This window comes from Brasilonema sennae CENA114 (assembly GCF_006968745.1).
GTDB lineage: Bacteria > Cyanobacteriota > Cyanobacteriia > Cyanobacteriales > Nostocaceae > Brasilonema > Brasilonema sennae.
Genome location: NZ_CP030118.1, coordinates 3,048,332 through 3,062,892 on the forward strand (window position 1 = coordinate 3,048,332; position 14,561 = coordinate 3,062,892).

Sequence of the window (14,561 nt, forward strand, 5' to 3'; positions counted from 1 at the left end):
TCAAGCAAAAACCGGGATATTTGCTATCTCAAAACCAATACTCTTAAAATTTGCCAACATCAACTCATCACGTTTGTGCCAAACGTCAAATATTTTTTGCCTACCATCATAGAGTGTTTCAGAGTCAATTTGATAAACTGCATTATTTATCCGCTTCAGCTTTAACCCTAATAAACTCAACAGTTGCTTAAGTATTTTTATAGGTGAAATATACTCTTTTTGCTGCAATAAATTAATACCAATGGATCTTTTGATATGTTGACTACATTGAAAAGTTACATTTCTCAACAATAATAAATCTGCATCATTTTCACTAAAAACTCGTTTTGGTTCGAGATACTGTAGCACTCCTAATGCTCTCAAAGCTTCAACTTTAAGTTTATAAGTCTTCAAATCTGGCAGAAAAACTTTACCTTCACCCCAAGTTAATTGCTGATACCATTCTTGCTTGTCTCTCAGGCAGAGATACTCGCTTTCATGAGTTAGATAATAATGTATTAATAGTTGGTAATAATATCCTTTGTCGTCACGTAATTTCAGTAAGGGAGTGACTTCGACACCATACTTTTGTCTCAGAATATATTTCTGAATTTGATTACGTTCCTCTTCAGTCAACGAGTGTTTCAGCAATAGCTGCTCATATTCTACATAATCAATATCTTTAGCATCAGCTACAGTAGTTGCAGATCCTAATTGATTGCGTTGCTTAATTTCTTTGATTTTATCATCAATATCTTTTGATTTTCTACGGCTTTTAAACCAATCTTTTTGAACTTGGAATATTTCTAGGATTAATCTTTTACGGGTTATTATGTCGCTAGGTTCAGTTGCTAAAAAGGCTAGACGTAAATCTCGGATAATATTCTTTTGAACATCATTACCTCGTACATAAATTTGATGTCCATCAGCTATCAAACCGTCTTTCAGAGATTTACGGTAAAGCGTAATAGAAGCATTGACTCTAGCAGACAATTTTGCCCAAGTTCGTAGATGAATAGGATCATACACCAATGGTAAATCGACATCAACTTTATGTAGTGGACTGAGCAAAGCTATGTTTTCTTTTTGATTTTCTTGATACCAATAAGATAATGAACGATAATTTGTACTACCACTACCAATTAACCCAATTCCTCGCTTTGCACACCAGACAATACGCGGCACATCGTCGCGTACTCTTGCTAAAGCTTGTCGTGCTTCCGAGTCAGGAATAACCCCTTGAAAAATACCATAAACGCGGTCAAAATGTTGAACATCAATACTAATTCCAGTACCAAGGCTAGGAGTCACAAAAACAGCGTTATATTCAGTTACTTTTTGATTTATACCTGCAACAAAATCAACCGCTTCATGACCTAGTGTATTTGTTGTGTGACTACTAACAACCAAAGTTTTGGGAAATTGCTTTTGCAATCTTTCTAAACGCTCTTGAAGATAACGTTCAATCGTTTCACAACTGTAACGTCCAGAGCGACTATCCGTTGTCACATAACATTTCTGTCCTGTGATTAAATCCAATTCCAACTGATGAATTAAGGGAGTTGGGTTAGGAGAATCATAGAAAGTCACATCCCAACCTTGCTGGGGTTTCCACTGATTTTCAACAATCCAAGGAATGATTTTCATTCCTGCCAATCCTTGTAAATATTCTAAGGAAACATCTGATAAATCTGCATCTTGGGCAATCACTAATCCTCCACTTATCAACACGGTAGAAATAAGCTGCTGGAAGACTTTTAAAATTTTGACGCGTTTATCTTTACAAGTGTTGCTGTTAAGTAAATGCCATAAAGACTGTTCTACTTCGTCCAAAATTATGATTGCCCCTCGCCAATCCTCTGGATTTAGCTTCCAAATAGAATCAATACATAATCCAAGAGAATCAGGAGATGAAGAGAGTGTGGGAGTGTGGGAAAATATCCTTCCCTCCTTCCTTTTCTCTCTCCTTCCCATTCCCCACTGAATGCCGATTTTTTCGCACAAAAAACGTCCCAGTTGGATTCTGTGAGTAATGAGTAATACGGGTTTGTTTGTGCTTTTGGCTTGGTTCACAACAGTTTGCAGTGTTGTGGTTTTCCCTGTTCCTTTTGCAGAGTTCACTCCAACTAATCCAGAGGAGGGGAACGGTATTTCTCCTAAATACCGACGGTTGACGGTGAGTGCAGCCGGAATGGTTAACTCGGTGTGAGGCTTGGTTTGAGCAAGGTAAACTTCTAAATCAACACTTTGGCGGTAGACTGTCTCAAAAGCAGTTGCACCTTTGGCGACGAGAAAGTCATCAATCCCTTTTTCTATTCCTGGAAGTTTGATGACTCGGACGGAACAATTTTTTTCTTGGAATAGAAACCCTAGCTGGGAGATAGCATTAGTGACTGCTGCAATTTTCTTAGGTTCAGTTTCAAAATCAAAGCAAATGTAAAAGATACGCCCAGTCTTCGCAAACGCTGCTAAATCTGGGATAAGCTGGCGACTGATAACTTTGCCAAAGCCATCCTTGATCACGCGGTAACCACTGGTAATTCCAGGGATAGCAATAGCTGCATATCCTTGTGTCAACAGTGCTGCAGCTTTCTTAACACCCTCACAAATAATAATGGGGATGTTCCGTTCCATCACCCATTGCCAAAAGCTTTCAGCTTCACCATTGCCAGCAATGTTGATACTGTTGGGCATGGGTACATTGTAACGTTGAGCCACTTGCTGCCAGATATCTAGTGATACTCGCAGACAAAATACTCGCGTTGGTGTAGTAGGGGGATGTTCGTACTTTATCAACTTGCCATTTTCATTTAATCGAGGTTGGTTGGGCTTAAAACACCCCCACTCCATCGCTTGCCAATGATTTAGGGAGTCAAGTCCAGAACACCACCAACCACCTTCAGTGATGTGGGCATAACGCTGTAACCACCCATTTTTGACCATCCCAGTATTTGTGCGGGGAAGATGTTCAGAAATTAGCAGGTAATCATAAGTGTTTCTGCCTTTCAAAGACAGAAAATTGAGTTTTGCAAGGTTTAAATCTATACCGCTACCTTGGACTAATTCCTCAAGGTGTTGGGACTCTAGATAGTACAAATGCATTAGGTACGGCGTTAGGAAAAAACAGTGCATAACACCTTATCATGCATATGCAATTTTGAGATGAGGGAGTATGAAAGTACTGTGAGGCTTATTACACTATTCCAAACAATACACTGAAAATGATGGTTTAATCTAAATTGATCACTGCTATCTTGAACTGCCAGAAGTCATACGTTTATAGACAAGAGCAGACATCTTGGGGAAAATCTGTCCATCATCAGCGTATGCCGAATCTGGAGCAAAAACTGCCAAAATATAAGCAGTTTTGTTATCTTCTGTAACAACCATTGCGGCTTCTGATCGAGAAGCAGAAGTCGCCCCTGCTTTAGAATAGAATCGAACACGAGTGTCGGGTAAAGATTCACCAAAAAAACTGCGTACCGGGTTGAAATCATAAGAATCTGGTGGTTGCCAAATTTTAGGATTTAAATCTCTTTTGAGCCATCCACACATTTTTCTGCTGGCTTGCAAAGAGACAGCGTGTTCAGCGTAACACATTTCATACAATAGTCTGGCTGCGTGTTTTGTCGTTATCTTATTCCAATTTCCAACTGGGTTATTAAGTAGCTGCGATTCACTTCCCTCAGGCTCTTGAAGATTAAGATAGTCAACGGGAAATGTTTTTTGAATAATATTAAGATTTTTGTAACCTGCTTCTTGAAAAAATCGATTAAGTTGTTGGCGTTTGTTTTTCCAAAGTTGAAATTTTTCGCTCTTTAGTTCTGATTCCGAACGTGTTCCTGTGACTTGATCTATAATAAAGCTAGCAGCCTCATTATCAGACTCCTGAATCATTTTAGCCAAATAAGGAGCAAAATCTCTTTCATTTTGCCAAATACCGCTATCTATTTGGGCATATAAAACCACCATCCAAAACATCTTAACTACGCTCGCAGGATATCTTGGTATATCTTGTTGGTATCCGGCTGTTTCACCAGTTTTTGCATTTATTAAGGTAACAGATAAAGCCTCTTTAGGCAGATTTTCGTCAGCAGCAAGCTCCACAAGATTGTTAACAATCCCTTGCAACTCTTGAGAGTCTTTAAAATTTGGAGGTTTTTTGAGGTTGTAGACGACTTGTGAATTTTGTTTCCCAGCTTGACGAGAGGGAATAGACAGTGATTTGGCGATCGGCGTAGCGTCAAGCCTCCGGCTTATCGCCCAATCAGGAACTGGCACAGCTGGAGTTACTGATTTCGAATTTTGTTTGCTGGATGATTTGACAGCAACTTGGATAACAGGAATTGGCGAAGTGGCTGTTGGTGCATGTAACGATTGTTGGGTAGATGGTTTGATAGATTGTTTTGATCCATATCTAGTTATCAAAACAGCTAGTAATACACCTAAAGTTATCACTCTTACTGTCACATGGTTTAGTTTGACAGCAAAGTTCTGCTTGGGAGATCTATTCCGGAATTTTTGAGATCGACGCCTTTTCGGCATTATGTCTGAGTTATATTTTGTTTTTAGAAGGAAAAAATCGTTAATCTGCTAAATTTTAGCAGAAGGATCTTATTTCTCACAAACATTAAAATAAATTGACAATCCACTCTTGCGACAACCAGCGTGCTCTTCTGGACATACAGCAAAAGAAGATCTGATAAAAAAGTTGGAAAAGTCCGGAACAGATGACTAAGCTTTCGTTATATTACAGTACATAAAACCAAAAGCTGCAGGTAGGTCGAGATGCAACTGGCTCCCTTTTTTCCGATTTTCTATCGCATCCTCAAACCAACGTTTCCTAACTGTCTTTGGTGTGGTGATCCAAGTTCCAAAATGATCGCACTGACATTTGATGATGGTCCACATCCTCAATACACGCCACAACTGCTGAAAGTTTTAGAGCGTTACAGTGTTAGGGCAAGTTTCTTCTGGCTAGGTGCTTGTGTTAACCGATCGCCAGGTATAGCCAAACAGGTGTGCGATCGCGGACATTGGATCGGATTGCATGGCTATGATCATCAAAATTTTCCCATGCTGTCCCCAACAGAACTTCAACAGAGCTTAGAAAAAACCCAAGCTGCTATTTACAATGCTTGTGCTCTGACACCCGATAAAGTGCGCGATGTCCGTCCACCCAATGGCTTGTTTACACCTACAACATTAAAATTACTAAATCAATGGAACTATCGACCTGTTATGTGGAGCGTTGTACCGGAGGACTGGGTAAGACCAGGAATCCCCACAGTAGTGCAGCGAATTCTCCAGCAGGTGTGTAATGGTTCACTAATTGTTTTGCATGACGGTATGTGCGGCGGACAAGATGTCACCGCAACGACAGAAATCCTCATTCCTCAACTTATGGAACAAGGCTATCAATTTGTAACGGTAGACACTCTCTGGCAGGAACTGAGGGGGATGGGGGCAATGGAGGTCTTCTTTGGGGATGGGTTACAGAAATAATAACTGATCACCCTTGAGCTTGATTTTTGTACTAATGACTAACTTAGCGTTTTGGAACAGCTTCAGATTCAAAGCTGGGAGTGAGGGAAACCTCCTCTGTCCCTAATAAATGATGTATCTCGCTTAATGAACTAGGTTTTGCAGCAGGCTCCTCTAGTGAATCGCTTATATATTGAACTAAATCTTCCACTTGGCAATTCAGAGCTTTGCAAAATCTAATAATTCTCTCAATATGTTCTGTCCCCGTCCTTCCGCTTTCCCAGTTCTGAATAGTACTTTCAGTCACGCCCACGAGGCGTGAAAGCTCAAGTTGGGTCAGTCCTGCCTTTTCACGTAGAAAAGCTATCCGTGGTTTTGCCTTTTGTTTCACAGCTAAGCGCGTATATATAACCTTTAGCCGTAGATCCTAGCACCAAAAAAAACTTGTGCCCAAAAAATTTTGTCCAAAAACTTTTGTCCAGATCTTGACGCACTAAAAATCTTTGGTTAAAACATTAAGGTATAGGATTCACTTCTATCTCTAGTCATCTGTAGGGGGGAAGGGTCAACAGAGGGCAAATAAACGGCTTCAAATATTTTTCAAAAATCTTTTGGATAATTGCGGAATGATGTAACTCGACAATGTAGCTCTCAATAGCAAAACAAACAGAGAAACAAACACCACAAGGAACTCCTTAAGGTAGAAATACATCTAAATACCTACGTATAGTGACAACGGTGTTCACTCTCACAAAAAAGAACAACACACAAAAACAACACACACAACTAACAAGGTTAAAAAAATTATGTTGAACAAATCTATTGCTTTCGGTTTACTGGCTGCTGGTTTGATGATCGCTCCCACCGCCGCATTCGCCGGTCAACAATCACAGAACGTTGACCAGTACACAGAGCAAAACGGTGCTGCTACCAACGGTAGTCGTACAGAGCAAACCTCCACAACCAACAGCACCCAAGTCCAAAATTCAAGAACCAATCGCCCTGTCAAGCACTACGGTAATCGTTACGGTAACACTTACGGTCGCTCTGGTAAAGTTAACCAAGACCAAGGTGCCAAGCAAACCACCGTTCAAAATGGTGCAGCAGTTGATGGTTCTGACACCTACCAAGACAGCCGCACCCGCAACAACCAGCGTCAAAATGCTCGTTAGTCGCTAATCATTGATTTGCTGCTTTGGCGTTGCTAAATATCTGCTCAAAGTGCAACGCCATACTCTTCCAAAACAGATAAGTTTTCACTTTCACAACACACACACAACTGACAAGGTCAAAAAATTATGTTGAACAAATCTATTGCTTTTGGTTTACTGGCTGCTGGTTTGATGATCGCTCCCACCGCCGCATTCGCCGGTCAACAATCACAGAACGTTGACCAGTATACAGAGCAAAACGGTGCTGCTACCAACGGTAGTCGTACAGAGCAAACCTCCACAACCAACAGCACCCAAGTCCAAAATTCAAGAACCAATCGCCCTGTCAAGCACTACGGTAATCGTTACGGTAACACTTACGGTCGCTCTGGTAAAGTTAACCAAGACCAAGGTGCCAAGCAAACCACCGTTCAAAATGGTGCAGCAGTTGATGGTTCTGACACCTACCAAGACGGCCGCACCCGCAACAACCAGCGTCAAAATGCTCGTTAGTCGCTAATCATTGATTTGCTGCTTTGGCGTTGCTAAATATCTGCTCAAAGTGCAACGCCATACTCTTCCAAAACAGATAAGTTTTCACTTTCACAACACACACACAACTGACAAGGTCAAAAAATTATGTTGAACAAATCTATTGCTTTTGGTTTACTGGCTGCTGGTTTGATGATCGCTCCCACCGCCGCATTCGCTGACCAATCACAGAACGTTGACCAGTACACAGAGCAAAACGCTGCTGCTACCAACGGTAGTACTGCAGTTCAAACTTCCATCACCAATAGCAGTCAAGTCCAAAATCGTACACACTCCCGTCCTGGTAACTACTACGGTGGTTCCCGCAGAACTCCTCAAGACCAAGGTGCTCGTCAAACCACCATTCAAAATGGTGCAGCACTTGATGGTTCTTACACTAACCAATACAGCGAGACCAACAACAACCAGCGTCAAAATGCTACCAATCGTGGTAGATCCTACCATCGCTAATCATTGATGTCATCAAAAGGCGTTGCCGAGTGTTTGGTATCAGTTAATTCTTTTACTATTCAAGCAACGCCACTGTTTCACAATTCATTCATAATTTAGGACATAGTTATGGTAAAGAAAACGTTGACTCTGGGTCTTTTGGTCGCTGCTGTGATGGTAATACCAACTGTAGCTTTCGCAGGCGAAGCCGTGACCAGGCAGGAGATTAATCAAAACTCTACAGTTGGTGGTGAAAATAGCCGAGTGAATCAGGCAGCGGACCAATACAGCATTCAGCAAAAAACTGGTCACCCCCGTTCTGGAAGACAAAATGCTAACCAGCGCATCGACCAAAATGGTGCCGCGCGTGATAACAGTAATGTTGACCAGTATGCTTCTCAAAAAAGCGAGCAACTGCAACGAAATAGACAAAACAGAGGATCTTCTATTCCTTACCGCCATTAAGCCGTGCTGTACTAGTCTGTATTTAGTTTGCTGTCTCAAGCTGCTGTTGGTATTGGGTTACGCATCTGCCAAAATCCTGATGAGTTCAACTCCGGAAATATATAGCGGTTCCGGCTAATTAGCGATTGGGTGTTGCTGGATCTATGTGACAAAGCAACCCCAAATAACTCACCAGTTTACAGAAAATTGCGAGTGTCTGTTGACAGTGCGGTGGTGTGTTATAGGTGAGGAGTTGATACATATTTTACCGATTTCCTAGTTTTACTATATGAAAGTCGGTTGTATTTTAGGAACAGAGGAATTAAGCCATGCCTGTCAGACAAACTATTTCATTACTAGTGGTACTCTCAGCGCTGATTGCACTACCTGCGAAAATTGCGAGCGCAGATGACATTGATGTCGAAGGTAGTACTAGTAGGGTAACAATCGATGAAGAAGGTGGTATCACAATTAGAGACAGAAGACCTACTAACAGAACCACTTATCCTTACAGTCGGATACCAAGTTCTAGAAGAAACATTCGACAATACAGTCTTGATCAGCGTCTGCGGAGTTTGAGATATCCTCGCACAACACAAAGCTACTGTAACGGCAGACGAGTAGTCCGAACAAATACTGTACGCAGTGGCTCTAACAGCGCAAATAGTACTTACAGTTCTACAACCACATCCACTTGTCAATAATACCAAGGGTACATACATGAAATCCAAACTACTTTCTCTGGGCTTGTTCTCTCTAACAGCTGTCTCCCCTTTCTTTATTCCTTCCTTAACCCCTTCTGCTTCAGCAGGATGTGTTGGTGTCACAGCTGGGACACAAATAGCGATTTCCAGAGAAGCAAGACAATCTACAAGAGTTAATCGTCAAAGTTCTCCAGGTTGTAGCGGTAGCACTTCTGTCAGCACAGGAAAGCAAGTTTGTATCAACAATGATGGTGCTTGCGAACAACGTCGCACTGTGAATCAAAATTTTGAAGGTGGTAACCGCAGGGGGGGTTATGACCCTGTAAAAGACATTAATGTTGATGTCAACGTTCCTGTGCACGTAAAATCACCAAGAGCACCTTTTTCCAACAGGTAAGATAGTCCTAACAACTCCTATCAAAACTCTCACCTTTCCGAAGTCCCTAGCAGGCGGGAACTTCGGTTTCATTGCTAGGGATGACTTTTGTGAAGGCAAAAACTTCTGTTGAGTTTACAGTAGCGAGTGAAATTTTTCTTCCCGCCTAATCTTTTCTCCAGCTATCAGCAGGTCATGCAATTTTTCAAATAATTGAATTGGCTAATTGTGTACCTGCTGTTACTTCAATCTGGTTCTGTCATCATGAGTAAATTAGTGATTCTTGCAAGCTGTCTAGTACTTCTAAGTGTTAGTACAGCTTTTGCACAAAATTTCGTCCGTAGTAGCCAGAAAACTTCTTCTGTCATTATTCAGACAGACAGCAATAGCGGACATAGCAGCCAGAGGACTTCCTCTGTTATTGTTCAGACAGACAACGATGACAAAAATTTTCACGATTCTTCCGTTATTGTTCCAACAGACAGTTATGACGATGACGACGAGGAAAGTAGCGAAGATTTTTCCGTTGTTGTTCCAACACACAGGAGTAGCGATATGAACAGATCGACGACATTCACTAGCCAGCAATCTAGCTTTGGTGATTCCTTTGGATATCAAAAAAGCTCACTTCAGCTAAGTGCTGCGAATTTAAGTCAACCGCATATCTTGAGCATCAATACATCAAATGCTCAAATGACGGGTGAAATTACTGTAAATGGTAAAGTTGTCAAGCAAATTAACAACGATAAAAACGTTAAGCTTAATTTGTCACCTTATTTATCAGTTGGTGAACACAAGGTGGAAGTATCAGCACGATACAATCCCCCATCATCTTCTGTGAGTGTAGAACTGAGCGGTCCTGGTACTAACGTAGCCCAACAAAATAGTGGTAATGGTGCCTTAAACTACACTATGGATGTTAACGTACGCTAAGCTCATGCGATACGCGCAAGCTAAAGCCTCCGGCTGATCGTCAATTGTGTAGCTAACCTTGAATTCATTCACTGAATCTATAAACAAGCACACGAACTCGTAGTCACTTATTCGCCCCAATAGCTTAATGGCTGCCTTGTAAAGGTTCTGCTATTTATAACTATCGCTCTTTGGCTTGCGGACTAGTAGCGAGTTTTTTCGTATTTTTTGGATCTGTTGCTGGTGTACCATACGAAAGACATACCCGTATCTCCTCCCTTGACACGAGTCCGACAAGCGCGTCAAGGGAGTGTACTATAGGTATAAGACTTCCCCTACACCCCGTAGTGGCTTCTTGTAGGGTAGGGTATTTTGAATTACTATAATATAGATCTAGTTGTACCTATTTGGCTTTCCAGATTTGCACGCATCCATAATTCTGCAACAGACCAAATCCAAAATTTATTTCGTACTTGGGCAAAATCATCATAGTTATGGGTAACAATTGCATCCAGTTTTTCATCCGTGGCACAAACGAGTTCTACAGCAGACTCAAAATCTTGAAGAGGTGAAAAACGTGCTTGTTGGAGAATAGTTTGATCGATAGTACAGACTTGGATTTTGTCTTGCAGCCAATTAATCACTAGTTCAGCGATATTTGTATTTCGCAAACGACTTGCATATGTGTGAATTTTTTGCCAACCAATATCTGTTATGTACATTTGAACCCACGGATGTACTCTATCTAATAACTCACTGACATCTCCTACAGAGTTATTACGATTCATCAAAGCCTCTAATATTAAATCAGCATCAACTAATATCCTGAACACTTTCAAACCCCATTATTAACCTATCAATATATTGCGGAGAAATAAGATATTAGACTCACTGAGTCATGAATATACTTATATACAAACTAAAAAGATAGTATTTCGGATTTACGCACAATCAATGAGAAATATAAACTAGCTTTGGCACCACTCTACTGTCTGGCTAAGATGATCAACTTTTGGTTGAGTGGCTAACATTCTATCTACGTAAGACGCCAGATAAATTTTTGTAGTTCCAAACAAGAGTAAAAGTCATTTATACCCAAAATTCCAGTCAATGTAACATCATATTTTGAATTTTTACAAAGTTAATAAATGCTTCTCACCTAGAAGTTATAAAAATAACAAAGTGATAAGCGTGATATCACTAATATCTCATAAAAGAATTCAATCAACTAATAAAAATTTATGAAGTGTTTTGATTTTTATAAATGAAATGTATAAACTCTTCTTTAAAAAGAAAAGCACAAATTTCTATCTAAAGAAGGATTGATATTAAAGTAACACTTAGTGATTGTCCAAAACCCATGACTAAAGTCATGATTAAACAAATAAAGTCCGTGTTAGAGAGCAAACTCTTGCTAGACAACAAAAATACAGCAGTTTGCAACGAGTATAAAATACAAAACCTAGGTCTAAAAACTAGATAGAAAGCGCGTTCTGTATCAAATCCGTTTGTATTGGAATTCTTTCTCTAGACCTAGTTTTTTACAAAGTCTGACTAATAATTACTATTATTGATGAGATTTAAGCAACAAATAATATAACTGCCCATGACTAACAGTCACACCAGCGCGATCGCCTGCTATCTTACCTGAACCTAAAAAATAATCTACTCGCCCCGCACCTTTAATTGCACCTCCGGTATCTTGATCAAGAACATACCGACTGACAATTCGATGCTCCATTTGTTTAGTCACAGAATTAACAAAAGGGAAGGGAGCACGAATCAACGCCAAAGCACCAGGAGGCATAAGCGATTTATCTGTTGCAATAGAGCGTTCTGCTGTTAGTGGTACTTTGATAGAACCTTCGGCGGGTGCACCGTGGTTTTCTTGAAAAAACACAAAGCTGGGATCGCGAGGGATATAAACATTTAACTGTTGTGGATACTTCTGAAAATAGTTGAGGATCTTCGGCATGGTCAAACCCTCAAGCGGTAACTTACCATCGTTCGCCAGTTCTCGCCCGATACTCTTGTAGTTGTAAGCGGTGTTACCAGCATAACCTATTGTTGTTTGAGTGCCATTAGTAAGCTGAAGTTTGGCTGAACCTTGAATCTGCACTAAATACGGTTCTAGGCGATCGCGAAACCAAAACAACTCTAACCCCCGCAATCTACCAATTGAAGCTTGCAACCCATCGGCACCTTCTAGTTCCAAGCGTGTGGGATGAGGTTTTTGCCATGAGCTAATATCAGGTGGTATGCGATAAGCAGGATAGCGATACTCTGGAGTTGGAACACGACTAGCAGCATAAACTGGTTCATAGTATGCTGTAAACAGCACCGAGCCTTTTTTGTCTCCCCCCACTGACTGGTAAAAAACAAATTCCTTTGCTATTGCTGCATTAAGTTCCACAGCAGATTTAGATTTTAATACCAGTTCTCGGAATCTTTGCAAACTTTTGATAACGCGATCGCGTGTCATTCCCACCACAGGATACTGTTGATACACCCCCGCCGCATCGCTAGAAAAAAGGTACTGCAAACTGCGATCTACAGCCGTCAACAAAGCCTTTTTATCTGGTGATTCACTGTTTTCGCCCCATAATTGACCATCCAAACAAGAAGTATCGCCCTCGCAACAAGGAAACGGTGACTTCGCAATGGGTACTAATGGAGATGGCGCTGTTTGCGGTTGAACAATTTTATCCTGTAATTGAGCTTGAGAGGATACTGGTAGTTGCCATTTTGTCACCCGACACTGTGGTGGACTCAGTGCTAAATGCCCGAAAGGTTGCATAAGTAATAACACAATTATAGGGGCTATAGGGAGACTTATGGCGATACGCTCAGCGTCAAGCTTTCGGCTTATAGTTCGTAAGGATACGGCACTTTGCCCCATTGCGACAAATGTCTTTTTGATCATTTTTTCTAAACTGCGTGACATAGGGGTGTGATGAAAATTGCTTACATCTTACCCGTAACCACTGATGACCCTTCAATTATCAGTTATCAACTGCCAATTGTCAGGCATTCAGCCCCATGAATTTATTTTTGGAGAATTGATATTCAGATGTCCGACAATTCTTACAAAGTTGGACATCTTGTTTTTTCACAAATCCTCTAAGAGTGCTATCTCACTCGTTCATATTATGATATGTAGCAACAGCAGAGGGCGATACACGATTCAAGTAACGGAAGATCCAGTATTTGAAGATCGTATCTAAAATAACTGGAAATGTAGCAATAAATAGGAATATAAAACTGTGATTTGCTGGCAATCCCCAATGGCGCGAAATACCTTCTAAAATAACTTCCCAACCATGAGGAGAGTGGAAACCCACAAAAATATCGGTAAACAAAATTATAATAAATGCCTTGGCACTGTCACTAAGACCGTAGACAATATGGTCAAAGAAATCTTTGAGTTCCGCTATTTCTTTTTTGCTAACAAGCAACAAGCAGGAAAACGCAATCACAGACAATATATCAGCAAAAACATTTTTCAGGGCATTAGAACTACTATTACTAAATTCCTCAGAAATCTCATTAGCCTTTGTTTTTATCTGATTTTCCATCTGCTCAAGAGATAATGGTTCGCCATTGAGCAGCAAGTTATCAAATTTTATTCTCTCTTCAAATTTTTCTAGCTCTTTTAGAGCTTCTTCTTCCATTTCAAAATTCAGGAACAGACCAGCTTCATTCGCAGATTCTTTATGAAAAGTACGGTCAACAATCGGTCCAATAACCAGAGCTTTTGACAATTGATGAGTCAAAATAGGAACTATAATAAGCAGAAGCAGAAATTTGACAGATATTATTGTTCTTCTTTGTGTATTACGGAAATTTTTAACGACATCTTGTTCTGCTTGGGGGTCTAACTCAACTTGCAGACGAGTAAAAGTACTAAGAATAGAACGCGGTACAACTCCTGTCGTATTTGCCTTATTTTGAGGTATATTATTGTCTAATCTCTGAGTTAAGAAATTCTGTTGTTTTAATTGATTAGTTGAGGGTTGTATTCTTATTAAACTATTATCTTTATTGATTTGAACTTGGGAATGTAATTCGTCCAAATTGGTGTATTTTGCTGTGATTTCATCAATGAATGTGAGTTTTTGTAAAATCACAGAAGGCTGTGGAAACTGTATACCAAATTCATTTGCAGCTTTTTGATTAGATTCGCTCAGAAAAAAACGGCTTGCCTTAAATTCTGTTAGCCGCATTCGGACAATTTTTAATTGTTTTTTTAGGTATGACTCAAAATAATCCATGACATTACGGCTGTACTTATTTGATGTAATGTCTATCTTATTACCATCGAAATCTTTATCTTCTATTGCCTTAATCTGCAATGCCGCTTTGTAAGCCTCGTCTAGAGAACGCTCTGAGGTGCGTAAGTACCATCTGTAAGAGGCTACTAAAAAAGGGTATATTTTTTGGCGAAAAATAGAAATAATCATTGTTGGCAATCATCCAGCATACTTTTGTGACTCTTAAACTTAAGTTAACGTACGAAGTGTCTGAAAAAAT

At 40.3% G+C, this 14,561-nt stretch carries 14 protein-coding genes; 8 read left to right on the top strand and 6 right to left on the bottom strand.

Translation table 11 applies throughout. From position 1 onward, the window contains the following. Both DP114_RS12980 and DP114_RS12985 read right to left on the bottom strand, forming a co-directional pair. Positions 1-3,081, bottom strand: coding sequence for a plasmid replication protein, CyRepA1 family (locus DP114_RS12980; RefSeq protein WP_171976279.1), 3,081 nt, complete (start codon positions 3,079-3,081; stop codon positions 1-3). A 147-nt stretch (positions 3,082-3,228) separates the two neighbouring features. After that, a complete protein-coding gene (locus tag DP114_RS12985; RefSeq protein WP_169264491.1) occupies positions 3,229-4,524 on the bottom strand; it encodes a serine hydrolase in 1,296 nt (431 codons plus the stop codon). 243 nt (positions 4,525-4,767) lie between these two features. Here DP114_RS12985 and DP114_RS12990 point away from each other — a divergent pair, with 243 nt between their 5' ends. After that, positions 4,768-5,484: a polysaccharide deacetylase family protein gene (locus DP114_RS12990; RefSeq protein ID WP_171976280.1), complete on the top strand. Its 717-nt coding sequence runs from the start codon at positions 4,768-4,770 to the stop codon at positions 5,482-5,484. Between the two features lie 43 nt (positions 5,485-5,527). On the opposite strand, the gene DP114_RS12995 is transcribed toward DP114_RS12990, so the two are convergent. Continuing rightward, a complete protein-coding gene (locus tag DP114_RS12995; protein ID WP_169264489.1) occupies positions 5,528-5,854 on the bottom strand; it encodes a helix-turn-helix transcriptional regulator in 327 nt (108 codons plus the stop codon). Between the two features lie 415 nt (positions 5,855-6,269). Between DP114_RS12995 and DP114_RS13000 the strand changes: the two genes are divergently transcribed. From DP114_RS13000 to DP114_RS13030, 7 genes are all read left to right on the top strand, one after another. Continuing rightward, positions 6,270-6,635 carry a hypothetical protein gene (locus tag DP114_RS13000; RefSeq protein WP_171976281.1) on the top strand — a complete coding sequence of 122 codons (366 nt, stop codon included), beginning with the start codon at positions 6,270-6,272 and terminating at the stop codon, positions 6,633-6,635. A 126-nt stretch (positions 6,636-6,761) separates the two neighbouring features. After that, positions 6,762-7,127, top strand: coding sequence for a hypothetical protein (locus DP114_RS13005; RefSeq protein WP_171976282.1), 366 nt, complete (start codon positions 6,762-6,764; stop codon positions 7,125-7,127). A gap of 126 nt (positions 7,128-7,253) precedes the next feature. Further along, on the top strand, positions 7,254-7,616 hold the full coding sequence (locus DP114_RS34945) for a hypothetical protein (RefSeq protein ID WP_246163155.1): 363 nt from the start codon (positions 7,254-7,256) through the stop codon (positions 7,614-7,616). A 108-nt stretch (positions 7,617-7,724) separates the two neighbouring features. Further along, the gene (locus DP114_RS13015) at positions 7,725-8,060 is read left to right on the top strand and encodes a hypothetical protein (protein WP_171976283.1); all 336 of its coding nucleotides are present in this window, start codon (positions 7,725-7,727) and stop codon (positions 8,058-8,060) included. A 308-nt stretch (positions 8,061-8,368) separates the two neighbouring features. Next, positions 8,369-8,743 carry a hypothetical protein gene (locus DP114_RS13020; protein WP_171976284.1) on the top strand — a complete coding sequence of 125 codons (375 nt, stop codon included), beginning with the start codon at positions 8,369-8,371 and terminating at the stop codon, positions 8,741-8,743. Positions 8,744-8,759: 16 nt separating this feature from the next. Next, positions 8,760-9,140, top strand: a complete 381-nt coding sequence (locus DP114_RS13025) for a hypothetical protein (protein WP_171976285.1) — start codon at positions 8,760-8,762, stop codon at positions 9,138-9,140. Positions 9,141-9,383: 243 nt separating this feature from the next. Beyond that, on the top strand, positions 9,384-10,052 hold the full coding sequence (locus DP114_RS13030) for a hypothetical protein (RefSeq protein WP_211178381.1): 669 nt from the start codon (positions 9,384-9,386) through the stop codon (positions 10,050-10,052). A gap of 359 nt (positions 10,053-10,411) precedes the next feature. Here the strand turns inward: DP114_RS13030 and DP114_RS13035 are convergent, their stop codons facing one another. The 3 genes from DP114_RS13035 to DP114_RS13045 all read right to left on the bottom strand — a co-directional run bounded on the left by DP114_RS13035 (position 10,412) and on the right by DP114_RS13045 (position 14,491). Further along, complete coding sequence (locus DP114_RS13035) at positions 10,412-10,864, bottom strand: PIN domain-containing protein (protein WP_171976286.1); 453 nt, start codon at positions 10,862-10,864, stop codon at positions 10,412-10,414. Between the two features lie 734 nt (positions 10,865-11,598). Then, complete coding sequence (gene mltA / locus DP114_RS13040; RefSeq protein WP_171978184.1) at positions 11,599-12,930, bottom strand: murein transglycosylase A; 1,332 nt, start codon at positions 12,928-12,930, stop codon at positions 11,599-11,601. A 235-nt stretch (positions 12,931-13,165) separates the two neighbouring features. Further along, a complete protein-coding gene (locus tag DP114_RS13045; RefSeq protein WP_171976287.1) occupies positions 13,166-14,491 on the bottom strand; it encodes a proton extrusion protein PcxA in 1,326 nt (441 codons plus the stop codon). Positions 14,492-14,561: the final 70 nt, after the last annotated feature.

Excerpts from the sequence above, each read along its gene's own strand:
- DP114_RS12980 (WP_171976279.1), bottom strand. The coding sequence starts at position 3,081 with ATGCATTTGTACTATCTAGAGTCCCAACACCTTGAGGAATTAGTCCAA.
- DP114_RS12985 (WP_169264491.1), bottom strand. The coding sequence starts at position 4,524 with ATGCCGAAAAGGCGTCGATCTCAAAAATTCCGGAATAGATCTCCCAAG.
- DP114_RS12990 (WP_171976280.1), top strand. The coding sequence starts at position 4,768 with ATGCAACTGGCTCCCTTTTTTCCGATTTTCTATCGCATCCTCAAACCA.
- DP114_RS13000 (WP_171976281.1), top strand. The coding sequence starts at position 6,270 with ATGTTGAACAAATCTATTGCTTTCGGTTTACTGGCTGCTGGTTTGATG.
- DP114_RS13005 (WP_171976282.1), top strand. The coding sequence starts at position 6,762 with ATGTTGAACAAATCTATTGCTTTTGGTTTACTGGCTGCTGGTTTGATG.
- DP114_RS34945 (WP_246163155.1), top strand. The coding sequence starts at position 7,254 with ATGTTGAACAAATCTATTGCTTTTGGTTTACTGGCTGCTGGTTTGATG.
- DP114_RS13015 (WP_171976283.1), top strand. The coding sequence starts at position 7,725 with ATGGTAAAGAAAACGTTGACTCTGGGTCTTTTGGTCGCTGCTGTGATG.
- DP114_RS13020 (WP_171976284.1), top strand. The coding sequence starts at position 8,369 with ATGCCTGTCAGACAAACTATTTCATTACTAGTGGTACTCTCAGCGCTG.
- DP114_RS13025 (WP_171976285.1), top strand. The coding sequence starts at position 8,760 with ATGAAATCCAAACTACTTTCTCTGGGCTTGTTCTCTCTAACAGCTGTC.
- DP114_RS13030 (WP_211178381.1), top strand. The coding sequence starts at position 9,384 with ATGAGTAAATTAGTGATTCTTGCAAGCTGTCTAGTACTTCTAAGTGTT.
- mltA (WP_171978184.1), bottom strand. The coding sequence starts at position 12,930 with ATGGGGCAAAGTGCCGTATCCTTACGAACTATAAGCCGAAAGCTTGAC.
- DP114_RS13045 (WP_171976287.1), bottom strand. The coding sequence starts at position 14,491 with ATGATTATTTCTATTTTTCGCCAAAAAATATACCCTTTTTTAGTAGCC.